The sequence below is a fragment of the Roseburia hominis genome (assembly GCA_040702975.1).
In the GTDB taxonomy this organism is placed as follows: domain Bacteria; phylum Bacillota; class Clostridia; order Lachnospirales; family Lachnospiraceae; genus Allocoprococcus; species Allocoprococcus hominis_A.
Map to the genome: position 1 here is coordinate 2,358,837 of CP159990.1, position 12,097 is coordinate 2,370,933.

14 protein-coding genes are annotated in these 12,097 nt (G+C 43.3%); 13 read left to right on the top strand and 1 reads right to left on the bottom strand.

The window, feature by feature from the left end:
• From ABXS75_10850 to ABXS75_10910, 13 genes are all read left to right on the top strand, one after another.
• Positions 1-2,127 (top strand): pLS20_p028 family conjugation system transmembrane protein, encoded by a 2,127-nt coding sequence (locus ABXS75_10850; protein ID XCP83581.1) that lies wholly within the window; start codon positions 1-3, stop codon positions 2,125-2,127.
• A complete protein-coding gene (locus ABXS75_10855) occupies positions 2,128-2,439 on the top strand; it encodes a DUF5592 family protein (GenBank protein XCP83582.1) in 312 nt (103 codons plus the stop codon). It begins immediately after the preceding gene.
• On the top strand, positions 2,426-3,010 hold the full coding sequence (locus ABXS75_10860) for a hypothetical protein (GenBank protein XCP83583.1): 585 nt from the start codon (positions 2,426-2,428) through the stop codon (positions 3,008-3,010). The genes ABXS75_10855 and ABXS75_10860 overlap by 14 nt, the downstream gene beginning before the upstream one ends.
• A complete protein-coding gene (locus ABXS75_10865; protein XCP83584.1) occupies positions 3,007-4,914 on the top strand; it encodes an FtsK/SpoIIIE domain-containing protein in 1,908 nt (635 codons plus the stop codon). Before ABXS75_10860 ends, ABXS75_10865 begins: the two co-directional genes overlap by 4 nt.
• Positions 4,915-5,994, top strand: a complete 1,080-nt coding sequence (locus ABXS75_10870; protein ID XCP83585.1) for a glucosaminidase domain-containing protein — start codon at positions 4,915-4,917, stop codon at positions 5,992-5,994.
• Complete coding sequence (locus ABXS75_10875; protein XCP83586.1) at positions 5,994-6,725, top strand: hypothetical protein; 732 nt, start codon at positions 5,994-5,996, stop codon at positions 6,723-6,725. Before ABXS75_10870 ends, ABXS75_10875 begins: the two co-directional genes overlap by 1 nt.
• Positions 6,722-7,039 carry a hypothetical protein gene (locus tag ABXS75_10880; GenBank protein XCP83587.1) on the top strand — a complete coding sequence of 106 codons (318 nt, stop codon included), beginning with the start codon at positions 6,722-6,724 and terminating at the stop codon, positions 7,037-7,039. Before ABXS75_10875 ends, ABXS75_10880 begins: the two co-directional genes overlap by 4 nt.
• Positions 7,040-7,065: 26 nt before the next feature.
• Positions 7,066-7,833 carry a hypothetical protein gene (locus ABXS75_10885; protein XCP83588.1) on the top strand — a complete coding sequence of 256 codons (768 nt, stop codon included), beginning with the start codon at positions 7,066-7,068 and terminating at the stop codon, positions 7,831-7,833.
• Between the two features lie 32 nt (positions 7,834-7,865).
• Complete coding sequence (locus ABXS75_10890) at positions 7,866-8,693, top strand: hypothetical protein (protein ID XCP83589.1); 828 nt, start codon at positions 7,866-7,868, stop codon at positions 8,691-8,693.
• A complete protein-coding gene (locus ABXS75_10895; protein XCP83590.1) occupies positions 8,686-9,885 on the top strand; it encodes a DUF3991 and TOPRIM domain-containing protein in 1,200 nt (399 codons plus the stop codon). The genes ABXS75_10890 and ABXS75_10895 overlap by 8 nt, the downstream gene beginning before the upstream one ends.
• A 78-nt stretch (positions 9,886-9,963) precedes the next feature.
• Positions 9,964-11,073 carry a hypothetical protein gene (locus ABXS75_10900; GenBank protein XCP83591.1) on the top strand — a complete coding sequence of 370 codons (1,110 nt, stop codon included), beginning with the start codon at positions 9,964-9,966 and terminating at the stop codon, positions 11,071-11,073.
• Positions 11,060-11,368: a hypothetical protein gene (locus ABXS75_10905; protein ID XCP83592.1), complete on the top strand. Its 309-nt coding sequence runs from the start codon at positions 11,060-11,062 to the stop codon at positions 11,366-11,368. Before ABXS75_10900 ends, ABXS75_10905 begins: the two co-directional genes overlap by 14 nt.
• Positions 11,369-11,386: 18 nt before the next feature.
• Complete coding sequence (locus ABXS75_10910) at positions 11,387-11,656, top strand: helix-turn-helix transcriptional regulator (protein XCP83593.1); 270 nt, start codon at positions 11,387-11,389, stop codon at positions 11,654-11,656.
• Between the two features lie 107 nt (positions 11,657-11,763).
• On the opposite strand, the gene ABXS75_10915 is transcribed toward ABXS75_10910, so the two are convergent.
• On the bottom strand, positions 11,764-12,042 hold the full coding sequence (locus ABXS75_10915) for a hypothetical protein (GenBank protein ID XCP83594.1): 279 nt from the start codon (positions 12,040-12,042) through the stop codon (positions 11,764-11,766).
• Between the last annotated feature and the right edge of the window lie 55 nt (positions 12,043-12,097).

Consider the following 12,097-nt stretch of genomic DNA (forward strand, 5'->3'; position numbering starts at 1 on the left):
ATGACGGATGAAGAGATTATTGAGTTTTTGATAGAAAACAGTGATTATTTTAAGACCTCCAGCTTTATAGGAGATGCCGGACGGCAGATCAGCTGGGGACTGCTGAAATTCTTAAAATACATAACAGACAGCTGCCAGAATATTTTCAGCCACGCATTTGATCTGCTTAATTTTACAAGATCAAATGTGTTCGTGAATTTCTGGAATGAGTACGAGAAAATGATTACTCCTATGTTGATTTTGTTTGTGGCAGTATTAGGTTTTAAACTGATTTTCAATATAGATAGAAAGCCGATTCCGATCTTGAAAAATGTATTTATTTTACTCGTGGTGGTTACTTCGATGACAACGATCATTCCATTCATGAATGACTCCGTAATCGCATTGAAGAACGGAGTGCTTGGAGATGGGATTGAAACGACGGAGGCTGACGATATCATTAATGCAAGCCTCTGGGATCTGACCTACATAGACAAAAAGAATGGATTGAGTGAGTTTGACTGCCATTATGCCTCCATCAATGCTGACAGGATTAAGAACCTGGATATTGTAGCCAAGGTAACAGATGATGACGATGGTATTTCCGGCAGGGCGGAACAGATCTATGGGAAAATGCTGGTGGATGATGGCACGGGTGAAGTGACGGGAAATTATGAACTGGGTGAGATCAAGAGCAGCCTGCTTGGACTCATTGATCCGCCATACTATTACAGGTATAGGGTGGATTACCCTTCAGCCATAATTGCGCTTATAGCGTTACTGATCGTGTTTCTTTTTTACACGTTTCAGGTGATCAAGCTGCTTTTTGAGATTATCACAGCAGAGGTTCTTGCAGTTGTTTTTGCCCCGGATATTGGAAATGGAGAGAAGATAAATAAAATCATCAATTCTATCATAGGTGCATTTACGACGCTTGCAATTATGGTCCTTCTGGTGAAGGTTTACACGCTGTTTGTATCCTATGTGTGGCAGAACAGTTATGGGCCGATACAAAAAAGCATTTATATGCTCGCTATTTCATTTGCCGTTATCATAGGTCCGAATATCGTACAGAGAGTGACTGGATATGATATGGGAATTGGGCAGGATCTTACACAGATGTATTTTGCCGGGAAGATGGGAGCAGCGGCTGGAAAAGCGCTTGGCAAAGGCGCACGTGCCATTGCGGGAAGAGCTATCTCTATGGAGCCTAAGCCGATATTTGGCGGGAAGGGCAGCAAAGGTCAAGCGGATGGGACTTCAAAGGGAGACGCCTTTGAGACATCGGCAGGAGAGCCTGAATCCCAGACAGGATCTTCCGGATCACAGGCAGAATATAGAGGTGATTCGCCTCTTGGCTCAGAAAAGGATGCAGAGGCAGGAGGCAGTGTTCCTGAGATGGAAAGCGGGGATATGGTTGATGGCGGTATAAATGTGATGGAAGGAAATATGGAGGAAGACACAGGAACAAAAGAAGAGACATATGAGCCTCAGGGGTGGTATGGATCCGAAGAAAAAAGCATAGAGGGCAGAACACCGCAAAAAAATGCCAACACTATTTTGGGACACAGCGGAACGCAAGAGGCTTCTAAAGAGAAACATGCTGATGCTTCGGGCACGAAAAGGGAAAAGGTATCCGGACATGGAGGTGAACAGTCCATGTCCCCTGACCGATGGACAAATGTAAGCCAGACAGGAATGGCAGATTACCGTCCGGCGGAGAATAAGGAACCGGAAGGCTGGAGTGCCCCGGGTGAAGAGAATATCACTTCACCAGAAAAGGATAGTCATATGGGATACGAGAATGCGGCAGGTTATGGAGGCGGTCAATCCTCCAGTTCGTTAGTGAATGGAGGACAGTCAGGGATGGAAGAGTATCATCAGCCGAATAATATGAGGACGGAAGAGTGGAATACTCCAGGAGAAGCGAGCGGAAGCTATAGGGGAAAGAACATCTACAGCGAAGATGTACATGAGGGTCATCCTGGAATGTCCGGAGAAAGCTATGTAGAAAAGGAGGCTTTGAGAATGACGGGAAATGCATATGATTCGGGCGGAGGCTGGAGTACGGAACGTACCCCGGAAAGACCATATCAAGGGGATAAAGCCAGACATCCTGCTGGTGGAAGCAAGGAGGAAAGAAAGTAAATGCATTATACCGTTGTAAAAGAGTTAAGATCAACAGCTAAATACAATAAATATATCGAACTGAAAGATTTGATGTTTATTTTGTCCTACTTTGCAGTCTTCTATTTTTTTCACGAGTCGGTCTATATCAAACTTCAGACAATCTATTTTATTTTTAGCTTTGCGTGTGCAGTGTTTTTTGTTATGAAGGTGCCGGGAAACCCGGAGAGGAAGAATTACCAGCGGATGATCATTATGCTGCAGAGAGATTTTAAGGTTTATAAACCGATCAGTACGAAACGGAAGAGGGTGAGAGGCAATGAGAACAGGTAAGGATAAGGAGAGAAAGGTGAAGCAGAAGAAAAGGCAGGAAGAAAGTGTATTGGAAATCTTATCCATAAATCAATATGACACGAAAAATCATTGTTATGAGATGGCCAGCCGTGAGTATGCCTATATGGATATGCTGCGGATCCGGACAAAGGACCGCACAGGCATGGATCAGGAGGATATCACATTCGATAACATCAGTTGGCAGCGTTTCTATCTGATGTATACGGAAGATATCAAGATTATTGCTCTGAACTTTCCAGTAGATACAAAGGTGCAGAGAGAATACTACAGTAGAAGAATTGCAAAGACGAAGAACCCGGTCTATCAGAAATGGTTAAACAAAGAACTCGCGATTTACAACAATATCAGTGTATATAAGACAAACCGGGAATTCTTCCTCATGATCTTCGCAGAATCAATTAAACAATTGAATGAAAATCTCGCAGTGATCGATCAGACATTAGGAATCGGTACACAGGGAAATGTAGATTATCTTTCCCAGAATGAAAAAGATATATTGCTGCGTATCCTGAATAACAAATGTACGATGACACGGAGGAATAAAGAATGAAGCAGAAAAAAGAAGAACAGGTCTCGGCAACAAAAGAAAAAGATATGTTGCTGCTTGAAAGGATTCAGCCGGCAGGGGGAGTGACATTTAAAAATGACAGGTATATAACGACCGGGACAGGCTACGAAGCCTGTTTGACAGTGATAGATTTTCCGTCGTCTCTTCAGGATTATTGGCTGCAGAAATTGACAAAGATTGATGATGTTGTAACGACGATTGATGTATCTACAGAAGATCCGGATATTACGGTGGCAAATATCAACCGGTCTATGAAAGAGCAGAATCAGCGTGCACGTACAAGGGATTATGAAGAATGGAAGTCAGCAGAACAGAGAAAACAGGAATTAGATATGCATTTCAATGAACTGACTCTTTATGAACAGGTGCTTAAGATCGTGCAGCCAAGGATCTTTATTCCGGCAGCGTCAAAGGAAAAAACAGATTTAAAGGCTGGAGAAGTACAGAGAAACCTTCATGCAGCCGGATATGAAACAGCAGTATTTTTAGGGGAAGGAAAAAGGGAATGGAAGTCGGTATACCAGTCTTACAAGGAACAACAGAATTATCAGTATGCTATTTATGGCCAGCCTATGACGGCAGAGGCCTTGGCTTTTGGAAATCCTTTCTCCTTTTCGGCCCTCTATGATCCGTGCGGGATTCCGCTTGGGACGACAATGTCCGGAGGAGATGTTATGTTTGATCCGGGCCAGTCAGATGAGCAGAGGACGCATTACAATGGCGTTGTCCTCGGAAATCCGGGTTCTGGAAAATCCACCCTTCTGAAAAAGCTGATCAAGAGCCTTGCTGTGAGAGGGCATTTCATAAGAATTTTTGATATTGTAGGAGACTACAAAGAACTGTCAAAAGAACTGGGATTCAAGGAGGTGGTGTACGGAAAAGATGGGATTATTAATATTTTACATATCTATAAGGGCGGAGAGACGGAACAGGAAAGCTATGTAAAACATGTATCAAAGTTCTCTACATTTTATAGCTGTTTAAATCCCAAAGCGTCTGCGAAGGAAATATCGATTCTGGAAGAGCAGCTTGATATCCTGTATCAGAAAAATGGAATTAATGTTAATGCACAAGTGACAGGATATCCAGCTGAACGCTACCCAACATTAAGCGACATGGTATGCAGTGTAAAAGAAGAAATAGATAAAATGTCCGAAGGAGCAGAAAAATTAAATGAAGTAAAACGGCAGATTGTTGTGAATAATCTGCTTCTCCTTGATGATATCCGAAAGACGATTGAAAATGCGGTGCAGATTTACGGCATCTTTTTAGATGGCAAATCCAGCATCGAAAACCTGCAAGATGAACAGGGGGTAGATTTTAATATCACTGGACTAAAAGATGTAAAAGGAAACATTTTTGATGCATGTATACAATGCCTTTTTTCGCTTACCTGGGACAATATGATCTCGAATGGAACTGTTATGAAACGCAGATATGAAAACGGAGAAATTGAGATAGAAGATGTGGTGCGTTTTTTTACTTTTGTAGACGAATCGCATAACTGGATCAATACCTCCAAGCCATTTCTGGTGGATGAATGCATAAGGTATTCGAAAGAGGCGAGAAAATTCTTTGGCGGGTTCTGGTATGTATTTCATAAGGCAGGTGATGTAATGACAGAATCCGGTATTGCGGAAGATGCGCAGAATAAGCTAAGATCATTGTTTGCTCTTACCCAATACAAATTTGTGTTTAAACAAGGGAATGAGGATTTGGAGATACTAAAGAAACTGTTCGGAAATATCTTTACCCTATATCAGAGTTCGAAAATACCACAGTTGGCAAAAGGGCATACGATTTTATGTATATCAGGAATGAGCAATATCATCATGCGGGTTGCGTTGACCAGAGAAGAAGAGGCGCTTTTTAAAGGCGGTGTATAAATGCTAAAGGGAATAAAAAATGCTGTTATATATGGAGTCCTGGGAAGTGTGACAGCGGTAGTTCTCGCAATGTTTCTTGTAATGTCTGCATGTCAGAGCGCTATTATATCAAGCAGTCATTCCAGACAGAGCGGTGGAGGGGGTACAGGTGATCTGGAACTTGATCTTCCAGGCCTTCCTCCATGGGTCACCATTGAAATCGTGGCTCCAGCGTTAGAGCTTCAAGAGTCGCATGGGATATATGCAAGCGTAACGATCGCTCAGGCTCAGCAGGAAGTAGGCGGTACATGGGACGGGACAAGTCTTTATCCAACAGCTTCCGTTGATTTCAATCTGTTTGGACTAAAAGCTTTTGGGAACCGGTCAACATGGGGAACTGAAGTGACCTGGGATGGATCCCGCGGAGCGACCGGAACTTACCGTAAATATGAATCATACCGACAGGGACTGAGGGATCGGGCGCGCCTGCTCCTTACAAGCCCGACTTACGCAAATGTCGCGGCAACGGCATTTCACTCGTCGCGTAGACAATTGGAAGCATTATCCCGGAGTCCATGGTGCGAGAACCAATATTCTACATTGGAACGGTATATGGACATTTATAATTTATGGAGACTGGATGCTATGACACTGGAACAACTGCAGCGAGGTGATGGGGGAAACGATGAAGAGTCCTCAAGCGAGCTGCAAAGACGTATTGCGGAGATCGCGAGAACAGGGCAGGGGACAAGGCCATGCCGGTCAGGTTACTGCGCAGCATGGGTAAGCGGCGTCTATGAGGCGGCAGGTCTGGGATATCCGGGAGGCAATGCGATCGATTATTGGAACCGGTGGAAAGCTTCTGGTTCAACCAGCATGAGGAATATCCCGGTCGGAGCGGCGGTGCTCTCAAGTGGTTCAGGAAGAGATGGGGCCGTATATGGGCATATTGGAATCTATATAGGGGATGGGAAGGTGGCGAATAATATTGGATACCTGAGCATCGTTACAGTGGAAGAATTTGCGAACGCCGGGACGGCGACTTGCCAGGGACATCGAGGCTGGATTGGCTGGGTCTATCCTTATGGAAGGGCATTTTAATGTTTGGACTGTTTTGTAAGACAGATATCATCCTGGAGAAATCGATCAGGAAGCGAAAAGGGAATAAATTGTCTTACATATGTGGGAAAGAAATGGAAGGGAGTGGATTAGGAGAAATGGAAAAGAATATGCCGGAAAAAGAAACTAAGAAGAAGGAAATAAAACATAAGCTGTCCCCCAAAAGTATGCTTCAGATGTTACTCCTGATATCCTTTTTAGTTTTTTTGGCCTATATAGGATATCGAACTATTGCAGAACCTTCAGCTCAGGATCAGATGGACTATCATGCCGATGGAGAGAATAGCGGGGAGAACGAGGCAGAAAAGGGGAGCCAAACAAAAAATCAGGAAACGTCTGGCAAAAAGAATACCTTTACCGAGGAGGGGCTGGATTATTCTTTTCAGATCATCAATATGCGTCAAGAAGCAATGGACTTGATGGGATTAGAGATAGAAGAGTTGGCGGATGCACTGCATGAATGGACCTACTATAACGGGTATTCTATGGCGACGACAGCGACCTTCTATCCTTATCTGGAAATTGATTTCAGAAGACAGATCTATAAGATGACGATGCGTCTTGATGATGATGTAAGAACCATTGTGAATTTGCAGTATTACAGGGATAAGAAAAGTTTGGTTCTGAATGCAGCGGGAGCTGGCGGCGATGCAGCTTTAGAAAGCGACCTGGGAACAGAACAGAAAAATACGGATGGAGGGGAAACAGAATGATTTATGTGTGTTGTAAAGAGGGGCAACGGATACAGGAGGAGGAACGTGTGGCGGCCAGGTTTCAACTTAAGGAAATCGTGGATCATTTGGAAGATGCAAATGAAGTGATCGTAATCGGCGTTCCGGACGTCCGGATGCAGGATGAAATCAATCGTGCTAAAAGGTATGGTTGCCGGGTGCGTTATGAGGATCAGAAGTACCTTCAGGAAATGATTATGTATCATCTATTGGCGTCAAAAGCAGAACTGGAGGAGCTGGAACCGGAAAATGATATGGATCTGGACCGTTATCTTGGAATCATGGAATTAGAGTAGAGAAAATACAGATGGAGGTGACGCAGATGAATGAGTTATTAAAAAAGATTGTAAGCAGTTTTGTAATGGCGACAGCTGTAATGAATTTGGCTGCTTGCGCGCTGGGCGGAGGAAAGAATGAGGAGAATGTCTTAAGGATGCTGGAAGAAAAATATAACCAGAAATTTGGTATTGCCGAATATTACGGATATGACAGATCAGCAGGTTCGGTCGGCGTCCTGGCATATTCCAGGGAGCAGCCGGATATCCTGTTTGAGGCCGAAGCGGCCAGAGACGGATCTTACCTGAACGATGAGTATGTGGCGGCATGTGTATTTCGGAAGATTGAAAGGAAGATGGAGGAGAATATTAAGAATATGCCGGGAGATTTTGTCCTTAAAGCAAGGACAGGGAGTAAAGCTATGGATTCGGCAGATTTCAATATGAGTATTGAGGCTTTCCAGGAACTAAAAGAGGGAAGCAGATACGCAGTTTATTTGTTTTATGCGCCGAAAGAGCAAGAGAGCGCAGAAACATATGAAGCCCTGAAGGATATAGCAAGAGGATTGCCGGAGCTTAGCGGAAATGTGCAGCTATACATCGTAGAGGAAAAACTCCTTAAGAAGGTGCAAGGCTACTGGAAAGAACATACGAATTTCGATTATGAACTGGAGGAACTTCTCGGGGATGTGGAAAATGTGGAAATTCCATTTGAAAAAGAACATCTTAGTGTGACGAGAGAGAAATTTGAATATAAGGCATACGAAAACTCTGAGCTATACCGACATACAGATAGAGATTCAGAAAATAAGTAGAGAAAGATGGAATCAGAACAGGAGGGATTTGGATGGAGAAGAATTCTGGGGGATTATGGCAAAAAATAAGGCGGGATGACACATGGTATTTGAAAGTTTTTTTGATTTTTTTTGTTATCGGGAACGTTTTTTTTCTGACTTCCAACCAGGTATTCAGAGGGACGCCGTCTATGATTGAAATCACGGAATTTAATTCTGACTTATCCTGGAATGATCGGACCATACAGATGAAACGCTGGGACTATGACCCGGAGAATTCCCTCATGGAGGTGGAACTCAGCATAGATAAAAATGAGTCCCTTGATGGTATCCGGAATTATTCTTATGCAGCAAGCGAATATAATGAAGGAGCCATGAAGGTGGAGGCGGTTGCGGAAACAGAGGATATGCTTGTTATCCAGATTAAAGAAATTCCCAAAAGATATACAGTCGTAGCACTTCATGTGTCTGTTCCCGGGGAAGGAGAGGGGACAGATCTGGCTGTGTATGGGGACAGAAATTCAATTACCCAAAAAAGTATTCATACAAAAACAACAGATGAATACGAAGCGGAGAAAATAGAAAGGGAGATTGGGGAGTTGGAAAAACTGATCCGGCTGGAGGAGGACAAGATTGAACAGGAAGAGAAGACGGTTGAGAATGGGATAGCAAGGGTTCGGGAACTGCGTGCTAAAAAGGATTACCAGACAGAGGAAGAGCAGAGTAAAACACAAAGCCAGATATCTGAAATAGAATCGCGCATTGAGGCAAGCAGAAGCGAGGTCAGAAAAGGTGAAGAGAATGTTCGGGAATATCAGGCGAGAATAGAAAAGGAAACAGAGTTATTGAGCAAGTATGAAGGGGGCATAGGGCATGAATAAAAAGTGGAAGACACCGGAAGAAAAGCAGGAGTTGTACCGTAGGATCAAAGAGGAAATTAGAATTGAAGACTATGCAAGGGAAATCGGATTGTCGCCCTATCAGTCCGCAGGTTCCCGACATATTAAACTACGGGAACATGATTCAGTCAGGATTGATGCAGATAAGAATTGTTTCTGGAGGAATTCGGTGCCAGGTATGGGAAAGAGTGTTGGAAAAGGCGGGTCAGTGATTGATTTTGCATTGGAATTCACTTCAAAGAGCCTTGCGGAGGTACTTTCTGAATTTGAGCAGAAGCTGGAAGAACGTGGATATAGTCTGGAACAAAAACCAATGTATGGATATGCCAAAAAGCGTAAGGAAGCACCGGCAACTAAAGAAAGACTGGAGGGGCTGCGGCTTCCGGAAGCGGCTGGACATATGCGTAATGTTTTTGCTTATCTGACAAGGAGCCGTTTCATAAGTAAGGATGTAGTACAGGAATTCGTTGATAAGAAGATGCTGTATCAGGATGTGAGAAACAACTGCGTTTTTGTGGCTTATGACTATACGAAGGAAGGGCAGGAAAGAGAGCCGGTATTTGGCTGCATAAGAGGTACGAATACAGAAAGAAAATTTGTGAGGGATGTGGATGGCAGCGATTATGAAAAAGGATTTTTCATAGATAACCAGTCTGATTCGGTCGTGATTACGGAGAGCGTGATCGAAGCGATGAGCATTATGTCGGTGATGGCAGACCAGGGATTGGACTACCATACATACAGCTATCTTGCCCTATCCGGTACAGGAAAGGGAATGCCCATTAAAACAATCACAGAAAACTGTCCGGAATTTTCCCGTTATATTTTCGCCCTGAATCATGATGAGCCGGGGCTAAATGCTATGAAAGTGTATGCAAAGTATCTGCGGGAAGAACTTAAAGTGGCGGGAGAACTAAAGCAATGGATACCGAATACACCGGGATTCGACTGGAATGATGAATTAAAACAGCGCTTCTTTCAAAAGTTCGCACCAAGAACAACCGCAGACATAGCAGCAAAAACAGCGTCAAAAGCGCCTCGCCGGATAACAACAGCGCCAACCGGCGCGGCGAAACAGAAAATCATTGAAAAGCAGACAAGAATGCAGAAAGATGAGCTTGAACGTGAAAATGGCGTACAGTACGGCCGAGAAGCCCTGGAATTAGAAATGTAAGACAAGACGAGACGCCGGTACGTCCGGGAAATGGTCTGGTTGTCTTACATAGAATTTTTATCTTAAGGAGAAAGAGACATGATAACATTTATTGGATCCCCCGAAAAATCCTATTTTGCAGAGAGTGTGGCCCAACAATACAAAGAAGAATTGAATCTGATCCCTGCAAGCAGCGACATCATGAATCAGGAAAGGAGAATCCTGGCTGTCCCGTGCAGTTATATGATTTTTGATCTGGATCAGTATACGAATCCACCGTATGTTCTTGCAACAGAAATATTAAAGCTGAAGAATTCCAATAATGCGAAAGTGATCATTTTTGCACCGGGGATGTCGGAAGAGAGCACCGTGATACGGGAATTCAAAAGATATGGGATAAACCTGTATATTTTCACATTGACATTGGGCGAGCGAAAGGAAGAACTGCGGGCGATATTGGCAGGAGAAAAATATCAAAAGGACGATTCGGCCATAGAGAGTGGGGATACACAAAAGCAGGTGATCATTAAGACAAATTTGAAATCTATTGCAGTGGCAGGCGTTATGACCAGAACAGGCACAACGACACAGGCTGTCCAGATCGTGAAATATCTGCTTGCCAAAGGCTATCACGCCTGTTACATCGAGGCAAACCAGTCTGATTTCGTAAAGCGGATCGCGGAATGGTATTCGGATGAAGACTGCCAGATTGAAGAGCGGCTGGACGCAAGAGGAATGAAGCAAATCTTCAAAATCAGGGTAAACGGACTTGACATGTTCTGTAACATGGATTTTCTTTCGGAGATACTGACTTTGAATTATGACTATTTTGTATATGATTATGGCGTGTATACTTCGCGTGACTTTAATAAGATCTCTTATTCTGAAAAGAATATCAAGATTATGACCTGTGGGGCGGAGCCGGATGAGCTTGACCAGACTAAGAATATCATGGGAAATGTGTTCTATGACAATATCCATTATATTTTTACGTTTGTTCCAGAGCAGGATCAGGAAGAGGTACGGCTCCTGATGGAGGAGAAAGCAGACCATACATTTTTTGCTCCGTATGTTCCGGACAGATTTCTATATTCGGGGGATGAGATGTATGAAAAGTTATTTCCTTTGGAACAGAAGCAGGAAGAGGAGCCAAATGCTAAAAAAAGAGGCTGGTTCCTGACAAGAAGGAGGAAACATGGCAAAGTATAAAAAAGGCCTGGTAGATGACATAAAGAAAGAACAGCGTAAAGCGGCCTTACAGGCAGAATTAAGAGAAAAATATCATGCAGAGGAGAACGTCATTATCAAAGAGAAAAAAAGCGCCTTAAAATTTATTTTACGGCTTTGTATCAGTGGCATTAAGCTGCTAATACAAATAGTTCTGATACTGATGGCTGCTATCGGCTGCCTGTCGCTTCTTTATCCGGACGTAAGGCGGGAACTCCTGCAGGTGCTAATGCAGATTATTTTTGAGGTACAGACATTGGTACCTATAAAAATTTAGAGAGCGGAGAAACGAAAGATGAATAAAAATGAAGCGGTGAAAAAGTGTGTTGCATCGAATTTAAAAAAGTGCAGAAAAAAATGTGGAATGACTATGGAAGAGGTGGCGAAGGAGATAGGCGTCACTCGTCAGTGTATCGGAATGTATGAAAACAGCGCGAGAATACCGCGAATGGATCGATTATTGAGAATCCTGAATCTGTATGGTACGACGCTGGAAGAATTGGTGGACGACGGGAAAAAAGAGGAGGAGCCGCCCGCGGAAATCGAAGAAGATGAAAATGAATAAGAACTGGAAGCCGGGGAGTGATTTTAGAAAAAACACTGCAGAGAATATATCTCTGCAGTAAAAAGAAAGGAGTGTCGTCAGTTTCATACTGTCGACATCTATTAAAATTATTTTAATAGATCACATGCAGCATCCAGATGATATTGAATACTCTGGATTTTTGAGTTCAGAGCTTCAATGCGCGAGGCCTCTTTCTTCAGTCTTGCCAGCTCTTTCTTCCGAAAAGCGATTTCTTTATCAAGCCGAGGTTTCTCAAGAATGCAGTGTTGTATCATGGCCTCCAGCTTCTCGGTCAGATTTTTTCCGTCGTAGGTATCTTCCAGATATTGTACTAAGTCCTCGCTTAGGCGGAAAGATTTTTGAATCTTTTTGTACTTCAAGTCCATAATAGATCACCTCGCTTCTTTACATTTATAATAACATAATTATAGTATATATGCA

Excerpts from the sequence above, each read along its gene's own strand:
- ABXS75_10850 (XCP83581.1), top strand. The coding sequence starts at position 1 with ATGACGGATGAAGAGATTATTGAGTTTTTGATAGAAAACAGTGATTAT.
- ABXS75_10855 (XCP83582.1), top strand. The coding sequence starts at position 2,128 with ATGCATTATACCGTTGTAAAAGAGTTAAGATCAACAGCTAAATACAAT.
- ABXS75_10860 (XCP83583.1), top strand. The coding sequence starts at position 2,426 with ATGAGAACAGGTAAGGATAAGGAGAGAAAGGTGAAGCAGAAGAAAAGG.
- ABXS75_10865 (XCP83584.1), top strand. The coding sequence starts at position 3,007 with ATGAAGCAGAAAAAAGAAGAACAGGTCTCGGCAACAAAAGAAAAAGAT.
- ABXS75_10870 (XCP83585.1), top strand. The coding sequence starts at position 4,915 with ATGCTAAAGGGAATAAAAAATGCTGTTATATATGGAGTCCTGGGAAGT.
- ABXS75_10875 (XCP83586.1), top strand. The coding sequence starts at position 5,994 with ATGTTTGGACTGTTTTGTAAGACAGATATCATCCTGGAGAAATCGATC.
- ABXS75_10880 (XCP83587.1), top strand. The coding sequence starts at position 6,722 with ATGATTTATGTGTGTTGTAAAGAGGGGCAACGGATACAGGAGGAGGAA.
- ABXS75_10885 (XCP83588.1), top strand. The coding sequence starts at position 7,066 with ATGAATGAGTTATTAAAAAAGATTGTAAGCAGTTTTGTAATGGCGACA.
- ABXS75_10890 (XCP83589.1), top strand. The coding sequence starts at position 7,866 with ATGGAGAAGAATTCTGGGGGATTATGGCAAAAAATAAGGCGGGATGAC.
- ABXS75_10895 (XCP83590.1), top strand. The coding sequence starts at position 8,686 with ATGAATAAAAAGTGGAAGACACCGGAAGAAAAGCAGGAGTTGTACCGT.
- ABXS75_10900 (XCP83591.1), top strand. The coding sequence starts at position 9,964 with ATGATAACATTTATTGGATCCCCCGAAAAATCCTATTTTGCAGAGAGT.
- ABXS75_10905 (XCP83592.1), top strand. The coding sequence starts at position 11,060 with ATGGCAAAGTATAAAAAAGGCCTGGTAGATGACATAAAGAAAGAACAG.
- ABXS75_10910 (XCP83593.1), top strand. The coding sequence starts at position 11,387 with ATGAATAAAAATGAAGCGGTGAAAAAGTGTGTTGCATCGAATTTAAAA.
- ABXS75_10915 (XCP83594.1), bottom strand. The coding sequence starts at position 12,042 with ATGGACTTGAAGTACAAAAAGATTCAAAAATCTTTCCGCCTAAGCGAG.